Below are 25,837 nucleotides of genomic sequence, written 5' to 3'. Positions count from 1 at the left end.
GCTACTCTCGTTCCCAAGAACAAAACAACGGGGAAACGGCATGCAGCGGCGCGCATCATCGCTCTTCATTGTTGCTCTGACGGCCTTGCTGGCGGCGGTGCAGCCGGCGCATGCCGCGGACTATCCGACGCGTCCGATCAAGCTCGTGGTGCCCTATGCCGCGGGCGGACCGACCGATGTGCTCGGCCGCATCGTCGGCGAATATCTCGGGCGCGATCTCAAGCAGGTGGTCGTGGTCGAGAACAAGGCCGGTGCGCAGGGCGCGATCGGCGCCGAGGCCGTGGCGCGCTCCGATCCCGACGGCTACACGCTGTTCGTGACGGCGGCCTCGATCTTCGTGCTCAATCCGCTGCTCTACAAGAAGCTGCCCTACGATCCGGCCACGGATTTTCGGCTGCTGTCCGTCATCACGGATGCGCCGATGATCATGGAGGTGAATCCGTCCGTACCTGCCAAGACGATCGCCGAGTTCGTCGCCTACGCCAAGAAGAATCCCGGCAAGCTCAATTTCGGATCGGCCGGCACCGGCGGCACGGTTCATCTCGCCGGCGAGATGTTCAAGCAGATGGCCGGCGTCGAGATGACCCACGTGCCGTACAAGGGCGCCGGACCCGCGCTGCAGGATCTGCTGTCCGGCAACATCCAGCTGATGTTCGACACGCTCGGCACCGCGCTGCCGCCGGTCAAATCAGGCATGCTGCGCGCGCTCGGCGTCAGCTCAACCGCGCGCATCCCGGATTTACCTGACCTGCCGACGATCGCCGAGAGCGGCTACCCTGATTATGCGGTCAGCGTCTGGTATGGTATTGCAGCGCCGTCGAAGGTGCCTGACGAGATCGCCGGCAAGATCAAGACGAGCCTCGACCGGGCCTTGAACGACGAGGCGTTCCGCGCTTCGCTGGTCAAGATCGGTTTCCCGCCGCTGCGTGCGAAGAGCCAGGCCGAGATCGACAAGTTCGTGGATACCGATCGCGCGCGGTGGGCGGGCGTGGTCAAAGCGCTCAACATATCGCTGGACTGACACATGGTACGTGAAATGGAATTGCGCCAGGGCGAGGTCGCTGTCGACATGCCGGCGCCGCGCGATGCCGGGCTCGTGTTCATCGGCCGCATCCGCACGCCCTGGACTTCGCGGCTGGCGACGCCGCGGCAGGGGCGGCATGACGGCCCGGTGTGCCGGCTCGAGATTTTCGAGCCCTGGGTCGCCGCGATCAAGGGCGTCGATTTCTACTCGAACCTCGAAGTGCTGTACTGGCTGCACCAGTCGCGCCGCGACATCGTGCTGCAAAGCCCGAAGAACAACGGCAACACCCGCGGCACCTTCTCGCTGCGCTCGCCGGTGCGGCCCAATCCGATCGGCAGCTCGATCGTCAAGCTGGTCGGCGTCGAGGGCAACGTCATCCTGGTGCGCGGCCTCGACTGCCTCGACGAGACGCCGCTGATCGACGTCAAGCCCGACCGCTGCGAGTTCACCCCGCTGGCTCCGCCGCAGGCCGGGGATTTCGAGACGGAGTAGGCCGTCATTCCGGGGCGATGCGAAGCATCGAACTATGGTGCGCACTTGCGCACCTGAGAATCTCGAGATTCCGGGTCTGGTCCTGCGGACCATCCCGGAATGACGCCTTCGGCGTCACTTCAGCGCCGCAATCAACTTTGCGGCATGCGCCTCCAGCACCTTGCCGTCCTCCTTGTGGCTGGCAGGCGGCAGCAGCGCGACGCCGTTCTTGCGCGGCATCACGTGCATGTGCAGGTGGAAAACCACCTGGCCGCCGGCGGGCTCGTTGAATTGCTGCACGGTGATGCCGTCGGCCTCAAACGCCTTCATACCGGCGGCGGCGATCTTGTGCGCCGCGCGCGCGACATGGGCGTAATCATCCGGCGTGATGTCGAGGATGTTGCGGGCAGGGGCCTTCGGGATCACCAGCGTGTGCCCGGGCGAGCGCGGCATGATGTCGAGGAAGGCCAGCACGTGCTCGTTCTCATAGACCTTGTAGGACGGAAACTCGCCGCGCAGGATTTTTGCGAAGGGATTGTTGTTGTCGTAGGCGGGCATGGCGGCGGCTCCTCAATTTTATTGCGCTAGAGCCTACTCCGTTCCGATTGAATCGGAACGGGGCTCTAGACTCTTGTTTTGACGCGTTTTCTTCACGCGAACCGGTATCCACTTCGCTCGAAAACACTCTAATGTCTAGGTCACGGCCGAAACGTCAAGCGTCGTCCTCGACGGTCTTCCGGAACGGGCCGGCCTCGGTGAGCTCGCGGCCGACCTCGGCGACATAGTCGCGCTCGCGCTTGAGGTAATCGGCAATCGCCCGGCGCAGCCCGGTGTCGGCGATGAAGTGCGCCGAGTAGGTGGTCTGCGGCAGGTAGCCGCGTGCCAGCTTGTGCTCGCCCTGTGCGCCGGCCTCGACCACCTTGAGCCCGCGCTGAACCGCGAAATCGATCGCCTGGTAGTAGCAGACCTCGAAATGCAGGAACGGGTGATGCTCGATCGCGCCCCAGTTGCGGCCGAACAGCGTGTCCGAGCCGATGAAGTTGATCGCGCCGGCGATCCAGCGGCCGTTGCGCTTGGCCATGACCAGCAGCACGTCGCGGGCCATGCTCTCGCCGATCAGCGAGAAGAACTCTCGAGTCAGATACGGCCGACCCCATTTGCGCGAGCCGGTCTCCATGTAGAACTCGAAGAAGGCATCCCAGGCGTCTTCGGTGATATCTGAGCCGGTCAGCCAGTGGATGGTGATGCCGGCCGCAACGGCTTCGCGGCGCTCGCGCTTGATGCCCTTGCGGTGGCGCGAGTTCAGCGATCCCAGAAAATCGTCGAAGGTCTTGTAGCCGTCATTGTGCCAGTGGAACTGCTGGTCGGTTCGCTGCAGGAAGCCGTGCGCGCCGAGGAACCTTGCCTCGCCCTCGCGGGCAAACGTCACATGCACCGAGGAAGCTTCAGTGGCGTTGCAGAGTGCCCGCAGGCCCCGCGCCAGCGCGGAGCCGATCACCTCGCGGTCGACCCCGTCGCGGATCAACAGCCTTGGTCCGGTCGCCGGCGTGAAGGGAACGGAGACCTGGAGCTTCGGATAGTAGCTGCCGCCGGCGCGGTGATAGGCCTCGGCCCAGCCGCGGTCGAACACGTATTCGCCCTGCGAGTGCGATTTCAGATAGCAGGGCACTACGCCGACGATCCGGCCGTCGAGCTTCGCGATCAGATGCCGTGGGCCCCAGCCGGTGCGCGGGCAGGCCGAATTGGAGGCTTCCGCGGCGGAGAAAAAAGCGTGGGAAACGAACGGGTTATAGCTCGAACTTGCGGCGGTCTGGCAATCGCCTGAGGCGGCGGGCGAGGCCAGCGTGTCGAGGGTGTGAATGCTGTCCGCGTCCGGCTTTGGATTGGCGCAGGCATCCCACTCGGCGGCCGGAACGCCGCCGATGTCAGCCACAGCCTCTAGGGTGATTTCAGACGACGCCATCGAGAGTGAAGACCGGTGTCTCTTTTGAGCATGATCTTTCCGGAACAGCTGGCTCCATTTCCGGATCATGCTCCGCATTCCGCCATCGCCGATGACGACCAACTCCCGACAACATCGTGCGTCGCAGCGACGAGTTCAAGACTGCAACGCGGCTCTCTGCGGCATGTCAGGTTCCCGGCACAAAGCCCTCGAAGATCATCTGGTCGGCGTAGCGGGCCGCGCGCTCGCGCTGTTCCGCCGTCCGCACCGTCCAGGCCAGCAGCGGGCACCCGAACACATTGCGGGCGATCCAGGGCGCCGGCGCGGGCAACTGGTTGACCCAGAAGGCAACGAAATGCGGCTCGGTCCTGAAGCCGTGGCGCAGATACAGCATGCTGTCGCGCTGGGCCGGCGTCAGCTTGGTCCATGAGCTGTCGTCGTAAGTGCGTTGGGCGGTGATGCCGCGCGGCAAATTGGGCATGGCCTCGCGCAGCGCCAGCACCTGGTCGGGATCGAAGGACATGCCGACAACGGGGCCGGAGTAGGACGACAGCACCTCGGCCATCCGGGCTACCAGCTTGCGGTCGCCGTCGAAATGGCTCTTCACCTCGACCACCAGCGGGACGCGGCCGGCGACCAGCGCGCAGAGGTCGCCGAGCGTCATCATCTGCTCGGAGGTGTCCTTGAACTTGACCGCCTTCAGCTCGGCTGCCGTCTTGGTCGCCAGCAGGCCCGACCCCTCGGTGAGGCGGCCGAGCGCATCGTCATGATGCACCATCGCCTCGCCGTCGGCGGTGAGCTGGATGTCGCACTCGATTGCGAAGTTGCCGGCGACCGCGGCGGTGGCCGCGGCCGGCATGTTCTCGATGACACCGCGTGCGGCATCATGCAGGCCGCGATGGGCGACCGGCCGTTTCGTCAGCCAATCAGGGGCGCGCATCGATCAGGCGACTTCGAACACGCCTTCGACTTCGACCGCGGCATCTGCCGGCAGCGAGGCGACACCGACGGTGGTCCGGGCATGGCGGCCCTTGTCGCCGAAGGCTGCGACCATCAGGTCGGACGCGCCGTTCAGCACCTTCGGGCCGTCGAAGAAGTCAGGCGCGGAGTTGATGAAGCCGCCCAATCGCACCACGCGCACGACCTTGTCGAGGTCGCCGAGCGCGGCCTTGATCTGGGCGAGCAGGTTGATCGCACAGCCCTGCGCCGCGGCAACGCCTTGCTCCAGCGTGACGCCGGCCCCGAGCTTGCCCTTGGCGATCAGCTTGCCTTCGGCGTTGAAACAAACCTGGCCGGAGATGAACAGCAGGTTTCCGCTGCGGACGAAGGGGACGTAGTTTGCGACCGGGGAGGTCGGCTCGGGAAGTGTGATGCCCTGTGACGCCAGTTTCTGTTCGACGGTACCCGCCATTTTTTGTCCCCCAATTGGATTGCACGAAGCCTGAAACGCGGTCAGGGCCAAGTTTGTTTCGATTGTTTCGCGCATCGTGCCGCCGGTTGCAAGCGACGGTCACGTGAGGGCCGGGCGGCCATGGCGTGCCAAATCGCATGGAAAACTGCTGAAAACGCCGGCAATTTCGCGGCGTACATTGCGATTTTGTCAGACTTGCCCCAGTTGCGGCGCAATACCACCGTCACTATTGTGGCGAATCCCTGCCTCCCCGAGGAAAAGCCATGACCTTGCTGTTCCGGACTCCGTCGCGTGCCCTGGTGCTCTCGATCGCCGTTGCCGCAGGATCCGCTTTGGCTCAAGGGTCGGCCGCTGCGGCGGCAAGCGGGCCGTTCCTCGCGCACCAGGCGCTGTACGATCTGAGCCTCGTGAAATCGCGCGGCTCCAATTCGGTCAGCGATGCGCGCGGGCGCATCCTCTACAATTTCTCCGGCAGTTCCTGCGAAGGCTACACTTCCGAATTCCGCCAGGTGTCCGAGCTCGACAGCGGCGAGGGCAAGGTGACGCTGTCCGATCTGCGTTCCACGTCCTGGGAGGACGCGTCGGGCAAGAGCTACCGCTTCAAGATCGACACGCGGATGAACGACGGTGCCTCGTCGCCGGTCGACGGCATCGCCGAGCGGGTCGGCGATCATATCACCGTGAAGCTGACGCAGCCGGTGAAGAAGACGTTCAATATCGACGGCAAGATCGTGTTCCCGACCGAGCAGATCCAGCACATCATCGCCGCCGCCCGTGACGGCAAGTCGGTGCTCGAACAGACCGTCTATGACGGGTCCGACAATGGCGAGAAGATCTACAACACGCTGACCGTCATCGGCCGCCCGATTGCAGGCGATCGCGCGCCGTCATCGCCCGATCCGTCGACGGCGAGCGATGCGATGAAGACCATGACGCGCTGGCCGGTGACGGTGAGCTATTACGACAGCGACGCGCGCGCCAAGGACGGCGAGCAGACGCCGGTCTACGCGATGTCGTTTGAGCTCTACGAGAACGGCGTCTCCCGCGCGCTGGTGCTGGACTACAACGATTTCGTGATCTCCGGCGCGCTCGACAAGTTCGACGTCAGGGATTCCAAGCCGTGTAAGTGACAACGCAGTTGTCATTCCGGGGCGATGCGCAGCATCGAACCCGGAATCTCGAGATTCCGGGTCTGGTCCTTCGGACAATCCCGGAATGACGGTGTCGCTGGTCGAATGCGTCAGACACGAGTACGCTTCCCGAAACACGCGTGTCAGGGAGGCACATCATGAGCAAGCGCGACCATCTTCGCCCCAGCGGCCTGCATCACAATCCGGCTTACTCCCACGTCGTGGTCGCCTCGGGCGCGCGCACGATCTACATTTCGGGACAGGTGTCCACGGACGAGGAGGGCCGGGTGGTCGGCGCAGGCGATCTCGCCGCGCAGACGACGCAGGTAATGCAGAACCTCGGCACGGCGCTGAAGGCCGCCGGCGCCAGCTATTCCAACATCGTCAAGATCACGACCTTTGTGGTCGGCTACAAGCCGGAGCTGCGCCCGATCATCGGCAAGGCGCGCTCGGCGTTCTTCGAGGGCATGGAGCCGCCGGCCTCGACGCTGGTCGGCGTCACCGCGCTCGCCGCGCCGGAATGGCTGATCGAGATCGAGGCGATTGCGGTCGCGGATTGATTCAGCGCGTCGTCATTCCGGGGCGATGCGAAGCATCGAACCCGGAATCTCGAGATTCCCCGGTGCGCAATTGCGCACCTGCGGTCTGGTCCTTCGGACCATCCCGGAATGACAGTCTCTCACTCCTCGACGCTCTTCGCCGGCCCCTCATAGGCGATGCCCCGGATCACCGCGGCATTGCCGAATTTCTTGCGCAGATTGTCCATCGCGCGTTCGGCGTGGGCCGAGCGGCGGTCGAGCATGTCGGAATCGTTGGCCTGCGCGCCCGGGCGCAACGCGCTGACGCCGGCGCCCATCAGGCGGAAGGCGGTGCCGTCGATCTCCTTCGCCAGCATCTCGCGCGTCACTGCAAAGATCTTTGCGGCCAATTGGGTCGGGGTCTGGATCGATTGCGAGCGGGTGCGCTGGCGGAAGTCCGCGGTCTTCAGCTTCAGCGTGATGGTGCAGCCTGAGAGATCGCTGCTCTTCAGCCGCGCCGAGGTCTTCTCCGACAGCTTCCAGAGCAGTTTTTCCAGGATTGCAAAATCGCGGATGTCGGTCTCGAAGGTGGTTTCGCTCGAGATCGTCTTGGCGCCGCGATCGGGCACCACGCTGCGGTCGTCGATGCCGCGCGCCAGCCGCCACAGCCTGCGGCCCTCGCTCGCGAACTGCTTCATCAGCTCGTTCTCGTCGGCGCGCTGCAGGTCCGCGATGACGCGGAACCCGCGTTGCACCAGCTTCTCCTGCGTCGCCGGGCCGACGCCGTAGATGAAGCCGACCGGCTTGCTGGCCAGCATCTCGCGCGCCTCGTCCTGATCGAGCGCGGCAAAACCCCTCGGCTTGTCGAGATCGGAGGCGATCTTGGCGAGGAACTTGTTGCAGGACAGCCCGACCGACACCGTGATGCCGATATCGCGCTCGATCTCGCGGGCGAATTTGGCGAGCACCTTGGCCGGGATCATGCCGTGAACGCGCTGCGTGCCGGAGAGATCGAGGAAGGCTTCGTCGATCGACAGCGGCTCGACCAGCGGCGTCAGCGCCTGCATCGCCTGGCGCACCTCGCGGCCGACCCGGACATATTTCGCCATGTCGGGTGGGATCACGGTGGCGTCGGGGCAGAGTTCCAGCGCCTTGAACATCGGCATTGCCGAGCGGACGCCGTAGGTGCGGGCGATGTAGCAGGCGGCCGACACCACGCCGCGCTTGCCGCCGCCGATGATGACGGGGCGGTCGGCGATCTCAGGATTGTCGCGCTTCTCGACGGTGGCATAGAACGCATCGCAGTCGATATGCGCCAGCGCGAGCGCGGGCAGGGTGCGATGCCGCACCAGCCGCGGCGAGCCGCAATGGCTGCACCGCTTCACCTTGATGTCGAGATCGCCGAGGCAGTCTCGGCAGAAACTGAGGGGGCCGTCGGAAGCTGCCGCTGCCGTCGTCACGGCACGTCGCGCTCCCATCTCGGATCACCCAGCGCCTGATGGGCGGCGGCGATGTTGGTCGGATGCAATTCGGAGGCGGCTGCGAACGCCTTCACTGTGGCATCGTCGCGCATCACGAAATCGAGCACGCTCGCAAGAAATTGAGGATTGGACGCCGCGTTCCGCAGTGTCTCCGGACCGATTCCGGTTTCGGCCAGGAACAGGCCCAGCCGCTCGGGATCGCCGGCAATGAAACCGAGCGCCTGAATCGCAACGATTTCAGCAACTTCCCGGGGGTTGTGAACAGGCTTTTTCAACGCGCCGGTTTGCCTTTCCGTTAACTTATGGTCTCTATTGAGAGGCCCATCATGCCCGAGTCTTCCGCATGTGTTCAAGCAACGGAAACCACGCTGCGGAAGTTGGACTAACGGGTTAACGGGTTAGAGCGATTCTGGCGCTAGTTTGAATTCACATTTTCGACGCGTCCCGAGCGCGGTGCGTGAGGCGCCGCAGCAGGGCCCGTCTCCTGGGTTTGGGAGGGACGGGATGGCCAAAACCGTCCTGATCGTGGAGGACAACGAGCTCAACATGAAGCTCTTTCGCGATCTGTTGGAAGCGCATGGCTATCAGACTTCGGGCACCAGCAATGGCTTCGAAGCGCTCGATCTCGTCCGCAAGCTGCGGCCCGATCTCATCCTGATGGATATTCAACTGCCCCAGGTTTCCGGCCTCGAGGTCACGCGCTGGATCAAGGACGATCCCGATCTGCGCACGATTCCGGTGGTCGCGGTCACCGCCTTCGCCATGAAGGGCGACGAAGAACGCATCCGCGAGGGCGGCTGCGAAGCCTATTTGTCCAAGCCGATCTCGGTCGGCAAATTTATTGAGACTGTCCGACGCTTTATCGGATAGGGGAGTTGTGGTGCAATGTCCGCGCGTATCCTCGTCGTCGATGACGTTCCGGCGAACGTCAAGCTGTTGGAAGCCCGCCTGTCGGCCGAATATTTCGATGTGCTGACCGCTTCCAACGGGAGCGAGGCGCTGGAAATCTGCGCGCGCGCCGAATGCGACATCATCCTGCTCGATGTCATGATGCCTGACATGGACGGCTTCGAGGTCTGCCGCCGGCTGAAGTCCAATCCGGCGACGCATTTCATTCCGGTGGTGATCGTCACCGCGCTCGACAGTCCGGCCGATCGCGTGCGCGGACTTGAATCCGGCGCCGATGATTTCCTGACCAAGCCGGTATCCGACGTCGTGCTGATCGCGCGCGTGCGCTCGCTGACGCGGCTGAAGATGATGACCGACGAGCTGCGGATGCGCGCCATCACCTCGCTCGAGATCGGCATGCAGGCGCCCGAGCGCAGCGCGATCGCGGATCGTGGTACCGGCGGCCGCATCCTCTTGGTCGATGACCGGCCGTCGTCCTACGAGAAGCTGGCGCCGATCCTCTCCGCCGAACATACCGTCGACGTCGAGACCAATCCGTCTGAAGCGCTGTTCCATGCCGCCGAGGGCAATTACGACCTGCTGATCGTGTCGCTCAGCCTCGACAATTTCGACGGCCTGCGGCTGTGCAGCCAGGCCCGCTCGCTGGAGCGAACGCGTCAGGTGCCGATCCTTGCGATCTCGGATGCCGACAACAACACGCGGCTGATGCGCGGGCTCGAGATCGGCGTCAACGACTACCTGCTGCGTCCGGTCGACAAGAACGAGCTATTGGCGCGGGCGCGTACCCAGATCCGCCGCCGCCGCTACACTGATCATCTGCGCGACAATGTGCAGAACTCGATCGAGATGGCGATCACGGATGCGCTGACCGGCCTCAACAACCGGCGCTACATGGAGAGCCACCTCGCGACGCTCGCGGAGCAGGCCTCGATCCGCGGCAAGCCGCTGGCGCTGATGATCCTCGACATCGACTACTTCAAGGCGATCAACGACACCTACGGCCACGATGCCGGCGACGACGTGCTGCGCGAATTCGCCGTCCGTATCCGCAAGTCGATCCGCGGCATCGATCTCGCCTGCCGCTACGGCGGCGAGGAGTTCGTGATCGTGATGCCGGAGACCGATCTTCATGTCGCCGGCATGGTTGCCGAGCGGCTGCGCCGCTCGGTCGCGGGCGAGCCCTTTGCCGTCGACAAGGGCGGCAAGCGGATCACCGTGACGATCTCGATCGGTCTCACCACGCTGGAGCGCAAGGGCGAGCCGGTTTCCGACGTGCTCAAGCGCGCCGACACAGCGCTCTATCGCGCCAAGCACGACGGCCGCAACCGCGTGGTCTCGGCGGCGGCCTAACGGCCGCGCTTCACCGCGTCATAGGCCATCCGCTTGAACTCGAACGAGAACGGATGGACGAACGCCATCTGGCGCTGCGCCATCATCACGCCGGCGATGCCCTTCTTGGGCGAGATCCACCACTGGGTGCCCGCGACGCCGCCCCAGTAGAACTCGCCGGCGGCATCGGGATGATCGATCGGCGAGGGGTTGAGGATCAGGCCACCGGCAAGCCCATGCGCCTTGCCGGGCTGCTCGCCCATCATCGCGAAGCGGATCCATTGTCCGTCGGGCAACTGGTTGGATATCATCGCTGCGATGGTATCCGGCTTCAGCAGCGTCGGTCCGCCCGGCAGCAGGCTGCGGATCAATGCGACCATGTCGGGCAGCGTCGACACCAGGCCGCCGCCGCCATTGAGCCGCGCGACCGGACGCAGATAGGCGCCGGGGAAGGGCGCATTGTCGGTGCGGGTGAGACCCGGCTTCATCGGCTCCATGAGATCGGCACCGGCGTAGTATGCGACCAGGCGCCCCTGATCCTGCTCGGGAACGACGAAGCCGGTATCGACCATGCCGAGCGGATCGAGGATGCGCGCCTTGATGAACTTGTCGAAGCTCTGGCCGCTGACCACCTCGACGAGGCGCGCCACCACGTCGATCGCGAGCGAGTATTCCCACGACGTGCCCGGCTGATAGATCAGCGGCAGACCGGCCAGCACATCGACCATCTCGGCCAGGGTCGTGTTGGGATTGTGCACGCCGCGCTCGTTGAGCGCCTTGAAGATGACGGTGCCGGGATCGAAGAAGCCGTAGCTCAGGCCGGCGCTGTGGCTCAGCAATTGGCGGATGGTGATCGAGCTCCGCGCCGGCTCGGTGTCGCCGATCGACGTCGCACCGGGCCGCAGCACCTTCCGGTTTCCGAGCTGCGGGATGTAGGTCTCGATCGGATCGTCGAGCCGGAAGCGGCCTTCCTCGAACAGCAGCAGTGCCGCGCAGGAGGTGACCAGCTTGGTGTTGGAGAACACCCGGAAGATATGGTCGGTGCGCAGCGGGATCTGCGCTTCCTTGTCGGCCCAACCGACGCAGGAGACATCGACGAGGTCGCGACCCACCATCACCGCAGACGAGATGCCGGACAGGAGATTGTTGTCGATGTAGCGCTGCATGGCGGCGCGCGCCGGCGCGAAATCGTAGCCGGTGGCCGTCACCTTCAGATCTTCCATGGTCGTTCCCCTGTTGCGCCGCGCCGTTCGCGCGGTCGTCGGCCATCTCGCGTGACGGAATATCCGCTCGGGCCGTCGCGCGTGGTTCGCGCTACCAACCAAACGGAACCTGTTTGCGCAACCGGATTTATCCGCCGCGCTTCTTGTCTGTGGAGCTTGCGACCTTGACGCCTGCGCTTGCCAGCAGCACGCGCGCCGCTTCCCTGGCCGCGCGCGCCATCGCGGGATCGTCGCGCACCAGGTCCTGTGCGATCGAGCCGTCGACCAGCAGCGTGAGCTGGGTCGCAAGTCCCTCGGCATCGGCGACACCGAGCTGCCGGAGCAGATCGCGAAACCAGATCCGGCGGCTTTCCTTGAAGGCAACCGCGATGTTTCTGATGGTACGGTCTTCGTCCTCCGGTCCGAGCTCGGCCACCGCGTTCACGAACGGACAGCCGCGAAAATCCTTCGCCGCGAAGCGCCGCTCCAGCGAATCGAAGGTTGCGAGGATCTGCTCGGCCGGCGGCTTGTCGGAGGGGCGGGGCTGCACGAAGCGGTGCTGCAGATAGGCCTCGATCAGCGCATCCTTCGAGGGGAAGTGATTGTAGAGCGTGCGCTTGCTGATGCCGATCTCGGCCGCGATGGTGTCGACGCCGATGGCGCGAATGCCCCGCAGGTAAAACAGTCTGTCGGCGGTCTCGAGGATCCGCTCTTTCATGGTCTGTTTGGGAGGCGGGGAAGCCATGCGCCGGCCGTGATCCTCTTCGCTTGACAGCACCGCCTCCGTATAGCCTAATTACACAGGTCTGTGTACCTAAAATAAGCGGGATTCGCAGGCTGCGGCACTCGCGCCGCGCCCTTTGGGAGAACAAGAACAATGCCCCTGCTGCAGGTCCTGCGTCCCACGCTTCCCATTCTGATCGGCGCCTCCATCATGCTCACGCTGAGCATGGGGCTGCGGCAGAGCCTCGGCATCTTCATGCAGCCGCTGACGCACGACATCGGCATCTCGGTGTCCCATTTCACGCTGGCGCTGGCGGTGCAGAACCTCGCCTGGGGCTTTCTGCAGCCGTTCGCTGGCGCGATGACGGTGCGTTACGGCTTCCGCCCGATCATGGTGGTCGGTGCGCTGGCCTACATCGCGGGCCTCGTGCTGATGACGACGGCGCATGGCCTCGTCAGCATCATGATCGGCGCCGGTGTGCTGATCGGCCTTTCGCTCGCCTGCACCGCGAATGCGATCGCCATGTCGGTCGCGGCGCGCGCGGTGCCTGAGACGGTGCGTTCGACCGTGCTCGGCATGGTCTCCGCCGCGGGCTCGCTCGGCGCGCTGCTGTCGGCACCGATCGGCCAGATGCTCAACGAAGGGTTCGGCTGGCGCGTCGGGCTTGCCGGCTTCGTCATCCTCTCGGTCTTCATGATTCCAGCAGCCTTGTACGCCGGGCGCGTCGACAAGATCCCGTTGCCGAAGCCTGCGGGCGACGACATCGGCAACGCGACGGCCGCGACTGCGGCGAAGACCGCGTTCGGCAACGCGTCGTTCGTGGTGATGACCTGCGCCTACATGGTCTGCGGCATGCAGCTCGTCTTCCTGACCACGCATCTGCCGTCGTATCTGGCGATCTGCGGGCTCGACCCGATGCTGAGCGCGCAGACGCTCGGCATGATCGGCGGCTTCAACGTGCTGGGCTCGCTGTTCTTCGGCTGGGCCGGCCAGCGCTGGAACAAGCTCGCGCTGCTCGGCGGCATCTACATCCTGCGCTCGCTGGCGCTTGCCTGGTATTTCATGCTGCCGGCAACGCCTGGCTCGACGCTGTTGTTCGGCGCCATCATGGGCTTCCTCTGGATGGGCGTCGGTCCGCTGGTCGCGGGCGCGGTGGCCGAGATGTTCGGGCTGCGCTGGCAGGCGATGATCCAGGGCCTTGCCTTCATGAGCCATCAGGTTGGCAGTTTCCTCGGTGCTTACGGAGGAGGGGTGATCTACGACTCACTCGGCTCCTACACCATGGCCTGGCGCATCGGCGTCGCGCTCGGGCTTGCCGGCGGCATCATCCAGCTTGCCTTCGCGCTGATCCGGCCGGCGCAGCCGCCGCTGCTCAAGGCCGCCTGAGCTTCCGATCCAGTAAATCGGCGGCTGCCGCATACGAGGGCAGCCGCCGATTGCTGCCTATTTTTCCAGCGATCACTTGCTGCGGGAACGTGCAGTGGAGCGCGAAGCCGTTGCGCGCGTAGATTGAATTCGCAGTGTCTTCAACGTGTTGCTCGGCGCGCGCCGGTGGCACGAATCTTGATTGAATTTGGCTAGAAATCGTGCCGGAAGCCGTTGCAGAGGTTTTCCGGCTTGGGGACCCATGGGAAGGGCTGGCCGCGATGAGGCTAGTCGCCGTCATTCTCCAGCCATCCGCGCACCACGGCCTTCGCCGCGCCGCCGAGCAGGAGACCGTTGTGCCTCACGCCCGGCCCGACGCCGCTGCGTCTTCGCTGTATCGCGCCATCCGCCGCACGGCACTTCGAGAGATCCCGACAGCCGAGCACGCGCTGTCTTTCGGCGTTCGCGCTCCGAACGCGCCGCGCCGATTCCGAACACCAGCATTTCTTGTGATGGGAGGACGATGATGGAGTCTGCGACATACACGCGCCCGAAGCTCGTGAGAATCGTGGTTGCTCTGCTGGGGGTAGCGCTTCTTTGCCTGCTATTCAGTGACCTTGCGCTGGCTGAGGATGCGGCGGCGCCGCCGGCCTGCGGCGGCAAGATCCTTGAGAAGTGCACGCCGAATTCCGGCGACACCGCCTGGATGCTCACGTCAGTCGCGCTCGTCCTGATGATGACGGTGCCGGGGCTCGGCCTGTTCTACGGCGGCATGGTGCGCAAGAAGAACGTCGGCGATACCGTGATGACCAGCTTCGCGGTGACCTGCCTGGTCACGATCCTGTTTGCCGTCATCACCTACAGCCTGGCGTTTCGTGCCGGCACGCCGTTTATCGGCGGCCTGGATCGCATGTTCCTCAAGGACATCCTGAGCGACATCGGCAAGGGTGGCATCGGCAATCCCAATCCGCTCGCCGCGACCATCCCTGAGGCCGTCTACATCTGCTTCCAGATGACGTTCGCCATCATCACGCCGGCGCTGATCGCCGGTGCGTTTGCCGAGCGGATGAAGTTCTCGGCAATGCTCTGGTTCATCGGGCTGTGGGCGATCTTCGTCTATGCGCCGATCGCGCATTGGGTCTGGGGGCCCGATGGCATCTTCTCCGCGGGCAACGACGCTGCGTATGTCAAGGTTCTCGATTTCGCCGGCGGCACCGTGGTGCACATCAATGCCGGCGTCGCCGGCCTGATGTGCGCGATCATGCTCGGCAAGCGCGTCGAGACGGGGCCGGCGCACAACATGGTGCTGACCTTCATCGGCGCCTCGCTGCTGTGGGTCGGCTGGTTCGGCTTCAACGCCGGTTCCGCCGTCACCGCCGGAATGCAGGCGGGCATGGCGATGCTGGTGACCCAGATCGCCACCGCAGTGGCGGGCTTCACCTGGATGCTGGTGGAGTGGGCACTCAAGGGCAAGCCGACGGTCGTCGGCATCTGCTCGGGCGCTGTCGCAGGTCTCGTCGCGATCACGCCGGCCTCCGGTTTCGTCGGGCCGGTCGGCGCCTTCGCGATCGGCATCGCCGCCGGCGTCTGCTGCTACTGGGGATGCACCGGCTTGAAGCGCATGTTCAGCTACGATGACGCGCTGGACTGCTTCGGCGTTCATGCCCTCGGCGGCATCGTCGGAGCGCTGCTGACCGGCGTGTTCGCGGTCGAGCAGTATGGTGGAACGGCTGGCGTTCTGGAGGGAAATGCCGGGCAGTTCCTCAATCAATGCATCGGCGTCGCGACGGTTTTCGTGTATGATGCCGTCGTGAGCCTGATCATCCTGTTCGTGATCAATCTCTTCGTCGGGCTTCGCGTGACGCGCGACATCGAGCGCGAAGGGTTGGATCTGGCGCTGCACGGCGAGGTCGTGCAGTAGACTTGGCGGCATTCCGCGCCGGCCGGCGATCGTTGCCGGCTGGCACGGATCAAAGCTGTTCGAGGTGATCCGATGAACTGGTTCTATTGGAACACAGCGTGGTCGCTGTTCTTCAGCCTCGTTTGGTTCATGACCATCACACACAATCCGGATGCAGAGATCGCGGATGCGCATCTGCCGGATGAGGCGTTCAAAGGCTAGCTCCGGTAGTAGCGCCACATCCTCAGGAACGTCCGGTGGATCTCGTCGGGCGTCCGGTCGAATGGCTCGAGATTGACGCGGACCACGCCGCGATGGTCCATGCGCCACGGCAAGCGCATCAGCAGCCGATAGGCGGGCCGCTTGCGCCAGTCAGCCACCAGCGCGCTGCCGAGCGGCACATTGAGCGCGATCTGCAATTCGTGGACGGTCATCGCGCGCTCTGCGATCTCGACGAGGTCGATCTGCTTGATAGCGCGCCAGCGGATCAGCCCGAAGGCCTGGATGAAGATGCCGTACTGGTTGGCCCCGATGGTCGGACGACCGGCCTCCAGCAGCGGAATGTTGTAGTAGGTGAAGCCCGCGGCGGCGGCCGCCAGCGTCAGCCAGTAGATCGCGCCCGTGATCCACGTCGCTGTCAGGAAGACCGCGGCAAGCGCGGCCGTGACATAGACCGGAAAGTAGATGTCCTCGCGGCCGTAGGCGACCGAGTAGCCGCCGACGTTTCCCTCGTCCAAGCTTGCGATCATGTGAGCCCTGCGCCCGGGACGTGCCCGAAAGACATGAGGGACGACGCTAGGCCACAAAGCAAAAACGGGGCCGCGAGGGCCCCGTTCGAAACGTCAGAAGCAGGCGATCTTACTTGATCTTGGCTTCCTTGAACTCGACGTGCTTGCGCGCGACCGGGTCGTACTTCTTCTTGACCAGCTTGTCGGTCATGGTGCGCGAATTCTTCTTGGCGACGTAATAGAAGCCGGTATCGGCCGTCGACACGAGCTTGACCTTGATGGTGACCGCTTTGGCCATATGCAAATCCTCGAAAATGAAGGGGTATCGGGAGCCGGCCAAATCGGCCCGCGTTTGGCCCGGAAACTAGCCACAAACCGCTCAAAGTCAAGGATTTCCGGGCCGAAATCATCCCGATTCCGGCCGATTAGCCCTCGAAGAACTGGTTTTTCGGCCGCGGCAGGCCCAGATTCTCGCGCAGCGTCCGCCCTTCATACTCCTTGCGGAAGATTCCGCGCTTCTGCAGTTCCGGGACCACCTTGTCGACGAACTCGAACAGGCCCTGCGGCAGATAGGGGAACATGATGTTGAAGCCGTCGCTGCCACGGCTCGTCAGCCATTCCTCCATCTGGTCGGCGATGGTCTGCGGCGTGCCGACGAAAGCGAGCCCGCCATAGCCGCCAACGCGCTGGGCGAGCTGGCGCACGGTGAGCTTGTCGCGCGCGGCGACATCGACGAGGCGCTGCCGCCCGCTCTTGCTGGCGTTGGTTTCCGGGATCGGCGGCAATGGACCGTCGGGATCGAAGCCGGACGCATCGGTGCCGAGGATCACGGATAGCGAGGCGATCGCGCTGTCGTAATGCACGCGGCTGTCGAGCAGCGCGCGCTTCTCCTTGGCTTCCTCGACGCTGTCGCCGACCACGACGAAGGCGCCGGGCAGGATCTTCAGATGCTCGGGATCGCGTCCGATCTTCTCCATGCGGCCTTTGATGTCGGCATAGAGCTTCTGTCCGTCGGCCAAGCTGCCGCCGCCGGTGAACACGGCTTCCGCCGTCTCGGCCGCAAGCTGCCTGCCGTCGTCGGAAGCGCCGGCCTGCACGATGACAGGCCAGCCCTGAACGGGACGGGCGATGTTCAGCGGGCCGCGGACCGAGAGGTATTTGCCCTTGTGGTTGAGCACATGCATCTTGTCGGGATCGACGAACAGCCCGGACTCGACATCGCGCACGAAGGCGTCATCGGCGAAGGAATCCCACAGGCCGGTGACGACGTCGTAGAACTCGCGGGCGCGCTTGTAGCGCTCCGCATGCTCCATGTGATCGTCGAGGCCGAAATTCAGCGCCGCATCCGGATTGGATGTCGTGACGATATTCCACCCCGCCCGGCCGCCGGAGATGTGATCGAGCGAAGCGAAGCGCCGGGCGACGTGATAGGGCTCGTCGAAGGTGGTCGAGCCGGTCGCGATCAGGCCGATATTCTCGGTCACGGCGGAGAGTGCTGACAGCAGCGTGAACGGCTCGAACGAGGTCACGGTGTGGCTGCGCTTCAGCGCATTGATCGGCATGTTGAGCACGGCCAGATGGTCGGCCATGAAGAACGCGTCGAACTTGCCGGCCTCGAGCTTGCGGATCAGCGTCTTGATGTGGTCGAAGTTGAAATTGGCGTCGGGCCAGGCCCCGGGATAGCGCCAGGCGCCGGTGTGGATGCTGATCGGCCGCATGAATGCGCCGAGCTTGAGTTGACGCTTCGCCATTGCCCCGTTCCGTTCTTGATGTCGTTAGCGGAACAGATAGGGAGGCGCTTTGCGGCGCGCCATCCCGACAGCGCCAGAAGATTTTTGCAATTTGAGGGACGGCGGGAGGATAAGTCTGCAGTCGATCCCCTGATCGTCATTGCGAGGAGCGTAAGCGACGAAGCAATCCATAGATCAACAAGCGGTGAGATGGATTGCTTCGCTTCGCTCGCAATGACGGGGCTGGCCTACGCCCCCAGCACGTCCTTCTGCATCTTGCCGCCGTAGAAATGGAAGAACGGCACCGGCGCGTCGTGGCGGAGCGGGCCGGTGGCAAGACGGCGGTCGAGCTCGGCAAGCACGTTCTTGGTCATGGCATGCGCGTCCGCGAGCGGCTCGGAGCCGATCTCGACCCAGACGAGCTCAACCAGTTCGGCATCGGCATGCACCACGCCCTCGACGCGATGCGCGATTGTCGAGGCGTCTGCCGTGAAGAAGCGGGTGTCGAAGCGGCGAACGCGGCCGGGCGGGGTGATCGCGCGCGCGATCAGGAACAGGCCGGACGGATCGGGCAAGAGGCCAGCGTCGGCGAACGGCGCCCACGGGCCGTCGAGCTTCGCTCTCTTCTCGACCTTGCGGCCGAGGCAAAGCCCGGTCTCTTCGCAGGCTTCGCGGATCGCGGCATTGGCGAGTGCGCGCGCGCGGCCGGGTGTGATCTTCGGACTGCCCTTCAACAGATTGGCTTCGAGCTCCGGCGTGATCGGGGCTGCGACCGGCACGCGGTTGTCGGCCTTGTCGACGCGGCCGCCGGGAAACACGAACTTGCCGGGCATGAACACGACCTTGTCGTGGCGCTTGCCGACCAGCACCTTCGGCTTGGCGCCGGAGCGATCGATCAGGATCAGCGTCGCGGCATCCTTCGGCCGAAAATACGCGTGATGATCGGCTTCTTTTTCGCCCTGGTGGACGACGGCGGCAGGGGCGGCGGCTTCAGTCATTTCATCCCTTTCATTTCTTCTTATCGTCCGGTTTAGCTAGACCGGCGGGATGTCGCTAGGGGGATTCTCGTCAAAGCCATGCATGCGCAGGGCCCATTGCAAGCCGATCACGGCTCCCTTCACCGGTTGCAACAATGCCAGCGATGCGAACAGCGTGAGCGGCAGATAGATCGCAAGTTGCAGCCACACCGGCGGCGAATAGTTGGTCTCGATCCATAGCGCGGTCGGTACCACGATATGGCCGACAATGACGATGACGAGATAGGCGGGCAGATCGTCGGCGCGATGCGGTGAGAAATCGAGATCGCAGACCGGGCAGTGGCCGTCGCATTTCAGAAACTTGCGGAACAGCCTGCCTTTTCCGCAGCGCGGACAGCAGCTGCGGAACCCGCGCTTCATTGCGCTCCACACGTCGCGCTTCTCGGACTCGGCCGCATCGCGGGTCCAGACCACCGTCGGCGGTGTCACTTCCATGACTTGCCTCGCTTCGATTTGCCGGGCTTCGACTTCGCCGGCTTGCGGTCCTTCTTGTTGCGCGATTTCCGCTCCTTGTGCGCTTTCTTGCCCGATCCCTTCGGGCCCTTGCCGAATCCCGCGGCGCGGCGCTCGGCTCTCTTGCCGTCGCGTTTTCTGTCACGCGGAATTGCCTGGCCGTCGGATAATAGCTCAAAGCGCAGTGCGCCCGCCACTGGTGCTGCCTCGACCAGCCGCACGTCGACGACGTCACCGAGCCGATACATGGCGCCGCTGCGCGTGCCGATCAGCGCATGGCGCGTCTCATCGTAGTTGAAATACTCGCTGCCGATGGTGCGGATCGGGATCAGGCCATCGGCGCCGGTGTCGTCGAGCTTCACGAACAGGCCGGCGCGCGTCACGCCGGAGATGCGCCCCTGGAACGAGGCGCCGACCTTGTCGGCAAGGAAATGCGCGATCAGCCGGTCGGTGGTCTCGCGCTCCGCCTTCATCGCGCGGCGCTCGGTGACGGAGATCTGCGCGGCGATCTCGGCCAGTGTCTCCACGCTCTCGTCGGTCGGCAAGGCGCCTTCGCCAAGGCCGAGCGCGCGGATCAGCGCGCGATGCACGATCAGATCGGCGTAGCGGCGGATAGGCGAGGTGAAGTGCGCGTAGCGGCGCAGGTTCAAGCCGAAATGGCCGTAGTTCTCGGCGGAGTATTCGGCCTGCGCCTGCGAACGCAGCACCACCTCGTTGACCAGCGGCTCGTAATCCTCACCCGCAACCTGCGCCAGCACGCGATTGAATTGCGCGGGACGCAGCGCGCCCTGTTTGGTGAAGGGCAGGTCGAGCGTCTTCAGGAATTCCTGGAGGTTGTGCACCTTCTCCTGGCTCGGCTCGTCATGCACGCGATAGATCAGCGGCAGCGCCTTCTTCTCCAGCATCTCCGCCGCGGCGACGTTGGCGAGGATCATGAACTCCTCGATCAGCCGGTGCGCATCGAGCCGCTGCGGCACGATCACGCGATCGACGGTGCCGTCCGGCTTCAGCAGGATCTTGCGCTCGGGCAGATCGAGATCGAGCGGATCGCGCTCGTTGCGTGCGAGCTTGACCAACTCGTACGCCGACCACAACGGCTTGAGGATCGGCTCGAGCAGGGGGCCGGTGGTGTCATCGGGCCTGCCGTCGATCGCGGCTTGCGCCTGCGCGTAAGCGAGCTTCGCGGCCGAACGCATCAGCACACGATGAAAAGTGTGCGAGCGCTTGCGGCCGTCGGCGCCGATCACCATCCGCACCGCGAGCGCGCCGCGCGGCTCGCCCGGCACCAGCGAGCAGAGATTGTTGGAGATCCGCTCGGGCAGCATCGGCACCACGCGGTCGGGGAAGTACACCGAATTGCCGCGCTGGAGCGCGTCACGGTCGAGCGCCGAACCAGGCCGCACATAGTAGGCGACGTCCGCGATCGCGACGTGGACGATGAAGCCGCCCGCATTGTTCGGATCGGTGTCGACCTCCGCATGCACGGCGTCGTCGTGGTCCTTGGCGTCGGGCGGATCGATGGTGACGAGCGGCACGTCGCGCCAGTCCTCGCGGCCCTGCAATGTCGCGGGCTGCGCGTCTTCGGCCTCGCGGAGCGCAGACGACGAAAACACCTGCGGGATGTCGTGGGTGTTGATCGCGATCAGGCTGATCGCCTTTTCGCTCGCGATCGAGCCAAGCCGCTCCTTGACCCGGGCGGAGGCGAGCCCAAAGCTGCGGGTGCGGATCAGATCGACGCTGATGAGGTCGCCGTCCTCGGCGCCGCCGGTATCCGGCTTGGCGATGTTGAGCTCGCGGCCGGCCTGCTTCTTGTCGACCGGGATTAGCCGGCCGCCGCCATCCGGGTTGTGGCGGAAGATGCCGAGGATGCGCGTGCGCCCGTGATCGATCACCTTGATGACACGCCCGCGATAGGGTGTGCCGTCTTGCTCGTCGGTCACCTCGACGCGCAGCAGTGCGCGGTCGCCGACGCCGGCGGTGGTGCCGGGTTTCGGCCGCCGCGGCGTCTCGATGCGGATCTTCGGGGCGGTGCCGTTCTCTTCGCTGTCCCACTCGGCGGGCGTTGCGATCAATTCGCCATCGCTGTCGCGGCCGGTGATGTCGGCGAGCACGGTCGGCGGCAGCGCCGCCGGCTCGTGGATCTTGCGGCCGCGCTTGGCGACCGTGCCGTCGTCGGCGAGCTCGCGGAGGATCCGCTTCAGCTCAATGCGGTCGGCGTTCTTCAGGCCGAACTCGCGCGCGATCTCGCGGGTGCCGACCTTGCCTGGATTGGCGCGGATGAAGGCGACGATGGCGTCCCGGCCCGGAAAGCCATGGTCGGGTTTTCGTTTCACTTATCCTCGTGCCTTACCGGCGCTCTTCTTCGCGGGCGCTTTCGCTGACGTCGATGACTTTGCGGGCGATGTCTTGGCCCCCGAAGCGACCGGCGCGCGCGCCTTGCTGGTCGCATCCGATTTCGGTTTCGCGGCGGCTTTCTTCGCAGCCTTCTTGGCGGGCTTGGCCTCGGCGTCACCGTCGGCTGTGTCGGCCTTCTTTTCGGATTTGGCCTTGGCAGGCTTTGCCGCCTTCTTGACCTTCTTGCCGCCGCCCTTGGCCGCGCGCTCGTCGATCAGCGCGATCGCCTCCGCGAGCGTGACCTCGTCGGGCGTGCGGTCGCTCGGGATCGTCGCGTTGACGCCGCCGGCCGCGACATAGGCGCCGTAGCGGCCGTTCTTCAGCGCGACGGCGCCGAGCGTCGGATGATCGCCGAGCGGCTTGCCCGGGTCGGCGCCGAAGCGGCGGCCGCTCGGGCCCTTGGCGATCTTCTCCGCGATCAGCGTCACGGCGCGGTTCAAGCCGATGTCGAACACCTCATCGCCGGCCTCGAGGCTGGCATAGGTCTTCTCGTGCTTGACGAACGGCCCGAACCGGCCGAGGCCGGCGGTGATCGGCTGCCCGGTTTCCGGATGCTTGCCGATCTCGCGCGGCAGCGACAACAGTTTCAGCGCCAGTTCGAGATCGACATCGGCAGGCGAGGTGCCCTTGGGAATCCCCGCGCGCTTCGGCTTCTCGCCTTCGGCGTAATCCTTCTGCTCGCCGAGCTGGATGTAGGGGCCGAAGCGGCCGGCCTTCACCGTGACGTCGAACCCGGTGTCGGGATCGGTGCCGAGCACGCGGTCGGCGCTCTCGGCACTATCAGCCGCGAGCGGGCGGGTGTAGCGGCATTCCGGATAGTTCGAGCAGCCGACGAATGCACCGAACTTGCCGGCCTTGAGGTTGAGCCGGCCGGTGCCGCAGGTCGGGCACTGCCTGACGTCGCCGCCATCCGCGCGCGGCGGATAGATATGCGGACCCAGCATCTCGTCGAGCGCATCGAGCACCTCGGCGACGCGGAGGTCCTTGATGTCGTTGACCGCGCCGATGAAGCCGCGCCAGAAATCCTGCAGCACCTGCTGCCAGGCGATTTCGTTGTTTGAGATGCGGTCGAGCTGCTCCTCGAGATCGGCGGTGAAGTCGTACTCGACATAGCGCGAGAAGAAATTCTCGAGGAACGCGACCACGACGCGGCCCTTGTCCTCGCCGTGCAGCCGCTTCTTCTCGAGCTTGACGTAGCCGCGGTCCTTCAGCACCTGCAGGATCGAGGCATAGGTCGAGGGACGGCCGATGCCGAGCTCTTCCATCCGCTTCACCAATGACGCTTCCGAGAAGCGCGGCGGCGGCTCGGTGAAATGCTGGGTGACGGCAAGGCTCTGGCGCTTCACGGCTTCGCCCTCGCTCATTGCGGGCAGGCGGCGCGAGTCCTCGTCCTCCTCGTCGTCGCGGCTTTCCTGGTAGAGCGCGAGGAAGCCGTCGAACTTGATGACCTGGCCGGAAGCGCGCAGCTCCAGCACGCGGGCGCCGGCCTTGGCCTCGATGTCGACGGTGGTGCGCTCGAGCTCGGCTGACTCCATCTGGCTCGCAATCGTGCGCTTCCAGATCAGTTCATAGAGCCGCGCCTGATCGGCATCGAGCCTGCGGCCGATGGTGGCCGGGCGGCGCGACAGATCGGTCGGGCGGATCGCTTCGTGCGCTTCCTGCGCGTTCTTGGCCTTGGCCTGGTACTGGCGCGGCGCGTCCGGCACATAGGCGTTGCCGTAGTCCTCGCCGATCACCTTGCGGGCCTGCGTGATCGCCTCGGGCGCGATCTGCACGCCGTCGGTTCGCATATAGGTGATGAGGCCGGTGGTCTCGCCGCCGATGTCGATGCCTTCATAGAGCCGCTGCGCGATGCGCATGGTGTGCGCCGGCGCGAAGCCGAGCTTGCGGCTCGCTTCCTGCTGCAGGGTCGAGGTGGTGAAGGGCGCCTGCGGGTTGCGCCGCGCCGGCTTGGCCTCGACGGTCGCGACTTTGAACAGCGCGGCCTCGATCGCCTTCTTGAAGTCCTCGGCTTCCGCGCCGGACCCGATGTCGAGCCGGGCGATCTTCTTGCCGTCGGCGCCGACCAGCCGCGCCTCGAAGGCTTCGCCGCGCGGCGTCAGCAGCGTCGCGACCAGCGACCAGTACTCCCGCGGCACGAACTTCTCGATCTCTAGCTCGCGGTCGCAGACCAGCCGCAGCGCGACCGACTGCACGCGGCCGGCGGAGCGGGCGCCGGGCAGCTTGCGCCACAGCACGGGGGAGAGGGTGAAGCCGACCAGATAGTCCAGCGCGCGGCGCGCCATATAGGCATCGACCAGCGCGCCATCGATCTGGCGCGGCGCCTTCATGGCCTCGGAGACGGCCTGCTTGGTGATGGCGTTGAACACCACGCGCTCGACCTTCTGGTCTTTCAGCGCGCGCTTCTCCTTCATCACCTCCAGCACGTGCCAGGAGATCGCCTCACCCTCGCGATCAGGGTCGGTTGCGAGGATCAGGCGGTCGGCACCCTTGAGCGCCTTGGCGATGTCGTTGAGCCGGCTCGCGGCCTTGGCATCGACCTCCCAGATCATCTGGAAATTGGCGTCCGGATCGACGGAACCGTTCTTGGCCGGGAGGTCGCGAACATGGCCGAACGACGCCAGGACCTCATAGGAGGACCCCAGATATTTGTTGATCGTCTTGGCCTTGGCCGGCGACTCCACAATGACGATATTCATGTCATTCCAATAGCTTACGGGAAAACTTGAAGGTGGCATCCGCTAGACTCGCGGCCCGCCGTGTCGGGGCGAACATGGGTGCTGGGGCGGTCGGTGTCAAATCGCCAGATATTGGAGGTGGGGCTCAAACTGTGGAGTTCCTATCTCAAAGGTTGAAAAATGCGTCCTAGAGTTGCGCCCGGAAAGGGCGTATCTCTTTATATATGGGGTGGGAATCGGATTAGGCCTTTTGAGCACCATAGGGGGCGGCCGGAAGCGCAAGCCGCCCGGCCGGCGGCGACCGGCAAGCGACGAGACAGGTGGGGAGGGCGGCCCGGATGACGCCCTGATCCTGATCGCAGCCGCAGCGTCCGAACTCGCCAAACTCGCTCAGCGCCACAAATTCGAAGTCCTGGACCATCTGCTCGCGATGACCCGCCTGGAGGCCGACGAGCAACTGCGCGCGCGCAGCCGACGGAAGCTGTCGTGAGGTGAAGGCTCGGGACGATAGGTCCGGCCTCGCGTGCTGGGCACTCTCCGTCCGTCGTCCTGGCTTGCGCCATGACGACGGCGGTGCATGGTTCTCGATTCAAGCCGCCAAACATGCGGTGTCATCACCCGCGAAAGCTTTCGCGGGTGATCCAGTATTCCAGAGGCAGCGGTGCGTGAGCAGAGAGGCCGCGGCGTACTGGATCGCCCGGTCCCGTCTCCGCCAAGGCTTCGACGAGGCCATGCATCCCAGGCGCGCCGAAGCTTTAGCGGAGGCGGCGAGCCGGGCGATGACAGTTTTAGTAGGGACGCAGCTTCGCAAAACCCATCAATTCCCTTCCGCGGATATCATTGACGGTCATCGCCCGCGCTCCACGCAAGCTACGCAGTCGCGAGGCGCCGCGCCGTCTTCCGAGCTGGCCTCAGCTTCAGCGTCGTATCCGCCGCGCCAAGCACGCGGCCGTCCTGCGAATAGAGAGCAAGCTTCTTCACCGGCTTGCCCTTGTCGCGGTCGACCATGATGGTCGCGATCTCGTCCGGATGCTCGTCGAACTCCTCGGTCCACTGCCGGAGCGCGACCAGGATCGGAAAGATGCCGTGGCCCTTCGGCGTCAGCACATATTCCTGATAGGCGCTGCCGTCGGAGGCGGGGACTGTCTTCAGAATGCCGCGCTCGACCAGCGTGCGCAGCCGCGTGGCGAGGATGTTCTTTGCAAGCCCGAGGCTGGCCTGGAATTCGCCGAAGCGGCGCCGGCCAAGGCTGGCATCGCGGATGATCAAAAGCGACCACCAGTCGCCAAACACGTCGAGCGCGCGTGCCACCGGGCAACTGTCGCCTGCAAGGCTGGTTCTCTTCACCGACCGTCTCCAGGAATTTCGGGCATCACGACCTTGTGTGGTTGCAATATTAAACCTGATGCCC

26 protein-coding genes are annotated in these 25,837 nt (G+C 64.8%); 10 read left to right on the top strand and 16 right to left on the bottom strand.

Annotation, left to right across the window (positions count from 1 at the left end):
- Positions 1-40 precede the first annotated feature (40 nt).
- Together QDT69_RS10505 and tsaA are read left to right on the top strand one after the other, a co-directional pair.
- Complete coding sequence (locus QDT69_RS10505) at positions 41-1,021, top strand: tripartite tricarboxylate transporter substrate binding protein (RefSeq protein WP_279706501.1); 981 nt, start codon at positions 41-43, stop codon at positions 1,019-1,021.
- A 3-nt stretch (positions 1,022-1,024) separates the two neighbouring features.
- Positions 1,025-1,516, top strand: a complete 492-nt coding sequence (gene tsaA, locus QDT69_RS10500; protein WP_279706500.1) for a tRNA (N6-threonylcarbamoyladenosine(37)-N6)-methyltransferase TrmO — start codon at positions 1,025-1,027, stop codon at positions 1,514-1,516.
- A gap of 114 nt (positions 1,517-1,630) precedes the next feature.
- Here tsaA and QDT69_RS10495 read toward each other — a convergent pair whose 3' ends face one another.
- The 4 genes from QDT69_RS10495 to QDT69_RS10480 all read right to left on the bottom strand — a co-directional run bounded on the left by QDT69_RS10495 (position 1,631) and on the right by QDT69_RS10480 (position 4,848).
- Positions 1,631-2,053 carry an HIT family protein gene (locus QDT69_RS10495; RefSeq protein ID WP_050425558.1) on the bottom strand — a complete coding sequence of 141 codons (423 nt, stop codon included), beginning with the start codon at positions 2,051-2,053 and terminating at the stop codon, positions 1,631-1,633.
- 154 nt (positions 2,054-2,207) lie between these two features.
- Positions 2,208-3,458 (bottom strand): GNAT family N-acetyltransferase, encoded by a 1,251-nt coding sequence (locus QDT69_RS10490; RefSeq protein ID WP_279706499.1) that lies wholly within the window; start codon positions 3,456-3,458, stop codon positions 2,208-2,210.
- Between the two features lie 166 nt (positions 3,459-3,624).
- On the bottom strand, positions 3,625-4,377 hold the full coding sequence (locus tag QDT69_RS10485; protein WP_279706498.1) for a glycerophosphodiester phosphodiesterase: 753 nt from the start codon (positions 4,375-4,377) through the stop codon (positions 3,625-3,627).
- Positions 4,378-4,380: 3 nt separating this feature from the next.
- Positions 4,381-4,848, bottom strand: coding sequence for a RidA family protein (locus tag QDT69_RS10480; RefSeq protein ID WP_050425560.1), 468 nt, complete (start codon positions 4,846-4,848; stop codon positions 4,381-4,383).
- A 263-nt stretch (positions 4,849-5,111) separates the two neighbouring features.
- On the opposite strand from QDT69_RS10480, the gene QDT69_RS10475 reads away from it, so the two are divergent.
- On the top strand, positions 5,112-5,978 hold the full coding sequence (locus QDT69_RS10475) for a cell envelope integrity EipB family protein (RefSeq protein WP_279706497.1): 867 nt from the start codon (positions 5,112-5,114) through the stop codon (positions 5,976-5,978).
- Positions 5,979-6,136: 158 nt separating this feature from the next.
- On the top strand, positions 6,137-6,538 hold the full coding sequence (locus tag QDT69_RS10470) for a RidA family protein (RefSeq protein ID WP_279706496.1): 402 nt from the start codon (positions 6,137-6,139) through the stop codon (positions 6,536-6,538).
- Positions 6,539-6,657: 119 nt separating this feature from the next.
- On the opposite strand, the gene QDT69_RS10465 is transcribed toward QDT69_RS10470, so the two are convergent.
- Positions 6,658-7,974: a DNA polymerase IV gene (locus QDT69_RS10465; protein WP_279706495.1), complete on the bottom strand. Its 1,317-nt coding sequence runs from the start codon at positions 7,972-7,974 to the stop codon at positions 6,658-6,660.
- Complete coding sequence (locus tag QDT69_RS10460) at positions 7,953-8,252, bottom strand: DUF3572 domain-containing protein (RefSeq protein WP_076858046.1); 300 nt, start codon at positions 8,250-8,252, stop codon at positions 7,953-7,955. Before QDT69_RS10460 ends, QDT69_RS10465 begins: the two co-directional genes overlap by 22 nt.
- Positions 8,253-8,481: 229 nt before the next feature.
- On the opposite strand from QDT69_RS10460, the gene QDT69_RS10455 reads away from it, so the two are divergent.
- Both QDT69_RS10455 and QDT69_RS10450 read left to right on the top strand, forming a co-directional pair.
- On the top strand, positions 8,482-8,847 hold the full coding sequence (locus QDT69_RS10455) for a response regulator (protein ID WP_016845968.1): 366 nt from the start codon (positions 8,482-8,484) through the stop codon (positions 8,845-8,847).
- A 15-nt stretch (positions 8,848-8,862) separates the two neighbouring features.
- Positions 8,863-10,236 (top strand): PleD family two-component system response regulator, encoded by a 1,374-nt coding sequence (locus QDT69_RS10450; RefSeq protein WP_279706494.1) that lies wholly within the window; start codon positions 8,863-8,865, stop codon positions 10,234-10,236.
- On the opposite strand, the gene QDT69_RS10445 is transcribed toward QDT69_RS10450, so the two are convergent.
- Positions 10,233-11,438: a serine hydrolase gene (locus QDT69_RS10445; protein WP_279706493.1), complete on the bottom strand. Its 1,206-nt coding sequence runs from the start codon at positions 11,436-11,438 to the stop codon at positions 10,233-10,235. The two genes, QDT69_RS10450 and QDT69_RS10445, sit on opposite strands and share 4 nt — an antisense overlap.
- A 127-nt stretch (positions 11,439-11,565) precedes the next feature.
- Positions 11,566-12,162, bottom strand: coding sequence for a TetR/AcrR family transcriptional regulator (locus QDT69_RS10440; protein ID WP_279706492.1), 597 nt, complete (start codon positions 12,160-12,162; stop codon positions 11,566-11,568).
- A gap of 132 nt (positions 12,163-12,294) precedes the next feature.
- On the opposite strand from QDT69_RS10440, the gene QDT69_RS10435 reads away from it, so the two are divergent.
- The 3 genes from QDT69_RS10435 to QDT69_RS10425 all read left to right on the top strand — a co-directional run bounded on the left by QDT69_RS10435 (position 12,295) and on the right by QDT69_RS10425 (position 15,628).
- The gene (locus QDT69_RS10435; protein ID WP_279706491.1) at positions 12,295-13,527 is read left to right on the top strand and encodes an MFS transporter; all 1,233 of its coding nucleotides are present in this window, start codon (positions 12,295-12,297) and stop codon (positions 13,525-13,527) included.
- Between the two features lie 502 nt (positions 13,528-14,029).
- Positions 14,030-15,427, top strand: a complete 1,398-nt coding sequence (locus QDT69_RS10430) for an ammonium transporter (RefSeq protein ID WP_279706490.1) — start codon at positions 14,030-14,032, stop codon at positions 15,425-15,427.
- Between the two features lie 72 nt (positions 15,428-15,499).
- Positions 15,500-15,628, top strand: a complete 129-nt coding sequence (locus QDT69_RS10425) for a hypothetical protein (protein ID WP_021078305.1) — start codon at positions 15,500-15,502, stop codon at positions 15,626-15,628.
- On the opposite strand, the gene QDT69_RS10420 is transcribed toward QDT69_RS10425, so the two are convergent.
- The 7 genes from QDT69_RS10420 to topA all read right to left on the bottom strand — a co-directional run bounded on the left by QDT69_RS10420 (position 15,625) and on the right by topA (position 24,447).
- Positions 15,625-16,155 carry a hypothetical protein gene (locus QDT69_RS10420; protein WP_279706489.1) on the bottom strand — a complete coding sequence of 177 codons (531 nt, stop codon included), beginning with the start codon at positions 16,153-16,155 and terminating at the stop codon, positions 15,625-15,627. The genes QDT69_RS10425 and QDT69_RS10420 overlap by 4 nt on opposite strands.
- A 109-nt stretch (positions 16,156-16,264) precedes the next feature.
- Positions 16,265-16,432, bottom strand: coding sequence for a 50S ribosomal protein L33 (gene rpmG, locus QDT69_RS10415; protein ID WP_018271988.1), 168 nt, complete (start codon positions 16,430-16,432; stop codon positions 16,265-16,267).
- A gap of 127 nt (positions 16,433-16,559) precedes the next feature.
- Positions 16,560-17,885 (bottom strand): LLM class flavin-dependent oxidoreductase, encoded by a 1,326-nt coding sequence (locus QDT69_RS10410; protein WP_279706488.1) that lies wholly within the window; start codon positions 17,883-17,885, stop codon positions 16,560-16,562.
- 227 nt (positions 17,886-18,112) lie between these two features.
- Positions 18,113-18,862 carry an NUDIX domain-containing protein gene (locus tag QDT69_RS10405; RefSeq protein WP_279706487.1) on the bottom strand — a complete coding sequence of 250 codons (750 nt, stop codon included), beginning with the start codon at positions 18,860-18,862 and terminating at the stop codon, positions 18,113-18,115.
- A 36-nt stretch (positions 18,863-18,898) separates the two neighbouring features.
- Positions 18,899-19,336 carry a DUF983 domain-containing protein gene (locus QDT69_RS10400; RefSeq protein WP_279706486.1) on the bottom strand — a complete coding sequence of 146 codons (438 nt, stop codon included), beginning with the start codon at positions 19,334-19,336 and terminating at the stop codon, positions 18,899-18,901.
- On the bottom strand, positions 19,327-21,687 hold the full coding sequence (gene rnr, locus QDT69_RS10395) for a ribonuclease R (protein ID WP_279706485.1): 2,361 nt from the start codon (positions 21,685-21,687) through the stop codon (positions 19,327-19,329). Before rnr ends, QDT69_RS10400 begins: the two co-directional genes overlap by 10 nt.
- Complete coding sequence (topA, locus tag QDT69_RS10390; RefSeq protein ID WP_279706484.1) at positions 21,688-24,447, bottom strand: type I DNA topoisomerase; 2,760 nt, start codon at positions 24,445-24,447, stop codon at positions 21,688-21,690.
- 229 nt (positions 24,448-24,676) lie between these two features.
- On the opposite strand from topA, the gene QDT69_RS10385 reads away from it, so the two are divergent.
- A complete protein-coding gene (locus tag QDT69_RS10385) occupies positions 24,677-24,916 on the top strand; it encodes a hypothetical protein (protein WP_279706483.1) in 240 nt (79 codons plus the stop codon).
- A 380-nt stretch (positions 24,917-25,296) separates the two neighbouring features.
- On the opposite strand, the gene QDT69_RS10380 is transcribed toward QDT69_RS10385, so the two are convergent.
- Positions 25,297-25,773, bottom strand: coding sequence for a helix-turn-helix domain-containing protein (locus QDT69_RS10380; protein ID WP_279706482.1), 477 nt, complete (start codon positions 25,771-25,773; stop codon positions 25,297-25,299).
- Positions 25,774-25,837 lie beyond the last annotated feature (64 nt).

Source organism: Bradyrhizobium sp. CER78 (assembly GCF_029846235.1).
GTDB lineage: Bacteria > Pseudomonadota > Alphaproteobacteria > Rhizobiales > Xanthobacteraceae > Bradyrhizobium.
Note: the sequence above shows the minus strand (reverse complement) of the source record. Positions and strands in the feature narration are given on the sequence as shown.

Coding starts and splice junctions, on each gene's coding strand:
- QDT69_RS10505 (WP_279706501.1), top strand. CDS start 41: ATGCAGCGGCGCGCATCATCGCTCTTCATTGTTGCTCTGACGGCCTTG.
- tsaA (WP_279706500.1), top strand. CDS start 1,025: ATGGTACGTGAAATGGAATTGCGCCAGGGCGAGGTCGCTGTCGACATG.
- QDT69_RS10495 (WP_050425558.1), bottom strand. CDS start 2,053: ATGCCCGCCTACGACAACAACAATCCCTTCGCAAAAATCCTGCGCGGC.
- QDT69_RS10490 (WP_279706499.1), bottom strand. CDS start 3,458: ATGGCGTCGTCTGAAATCACCCTAGAGGCTGTGGCTGACATCGGCGGC.
- QDT69_RS10485 (WP_279706498.1), bottom strand. CDS start 4,377: ATGCGCGCCCCTGATTGGCTGACGAAACGGCCGGTCGCCCATCGCGGC.
- QDT69_RS10480 (WP_050425560.1), bottom strand. CDS start 4,848: ATGGCGGGTACCGTCGAACAGAAACTGGCGTCACAGGGCATCACACTT.
- QDT69_RS10475 (WP_279706497.1), top strand. CDS start 5,112: ATGACCTTGCTGTTCCGGACTCCGTCGCGTGCCCTGGTGCTCTCGATC.
- QDT69_RS10470 (WP_279706496.1), top strand. CDS start 6,137: ATGAGCAAGCGCGACCATCTTCGCCCCAGCGGCCTGCATCACAATCCG.
- QDT69_RS10465 (WP_279706495.1), bottom strand. CDS start 7,974: ATGGGAGCGCGACGTGCCGTGACGACGGCAGCGGCAGCTTCCGACGGC.
- QDT69_RS10455 (WP_016845968.1), top strand. CDS start 8,482: ATGGCCAAAACCGTCCTGATCGTGGAGGACAACGAGCTCAACATGAAG.
- QDT69_RS10450 (WP_279706494.1), top strand. CDS start 8,863: ATGTCCGCGCGTATCCTCGTCGTCGATGACGTTCCGGCGAACGTCAAG.
- QDT69_RS10445 (WP_279706493.1), bottom strand. CDS start 11,438: ATGGAAGATCTGAAGGTGACGGCCACCGGCTACGATTTCGCGCCGGCG.
- QDT69_RS10440 (WP_279706492.1), bottom strand. CDS start 12,162: ATGGCTTCCCCGCCTCCCAAACAGACCATGAAAGAGCGGATCCTCGAG.
- QDT69_RS10435 (WP_279706491.1), top strand. CDS start 12,295: ATGCCCCTGCTGCAGGTCCTGCGTCCCACGCTTCCCATTCTGATCGGC.
- QDT69_RS10430 (WP_279706490.1), top strand. CDS start 14,030: ATGATGGAGTCTGCGACATACACGCGCCCGAAGCTCGTGAGAATCGTG.
- QDT69_RS10425 (WP_021078305.1), top strand. CDS start 15,500: ATGAACTGGTTCTATTGGAACACAGCGTGGTCGCTGTTCTTCAGCCTC.
- QDT69_RS10420 (WP_279706489.1), bottom strand. CDS start 16,155: ATGATCGCAAGCTTGGACGAGGGAAACGTCGGCGGCTACTCGGTCGCC.
- rpmG (WP_018271988.1), bottom strand. CDS start 16,432: ATGGCCAAAGCGGTCACCATCAAGGTCAAGCTCGTGTCGACGGCCGAT.
- QDT69_RS10410 (WP_279706488.1), bottom strand. CDS start 17,885: ATGGCGAAGCGTCAACTCAAGCTCGGCGCATTCATGCGGCCGATCAGC.
- QDT69_RS10405 (WP_279706487.1), bottom strand. CDS start 18,862: ATGACTGAAGCCGCCGCCCCTGCCGCCGTCGTCCACCAGGGCGAAAAA.
- QDT69_RS10400 (WP_279706486.1), bottom strand. CDS start 19,336: ATGGAAGTGACACCGCCGACGGTGGTCTGGACCCGCGATGCGGCCGAG.
- topA (WP_279706484.1), bottom strand. CDS start 24,447: ATGAATATCGTCATTGTGGAGTCGCCGGCCAAGGCCAAGACGATCAAC.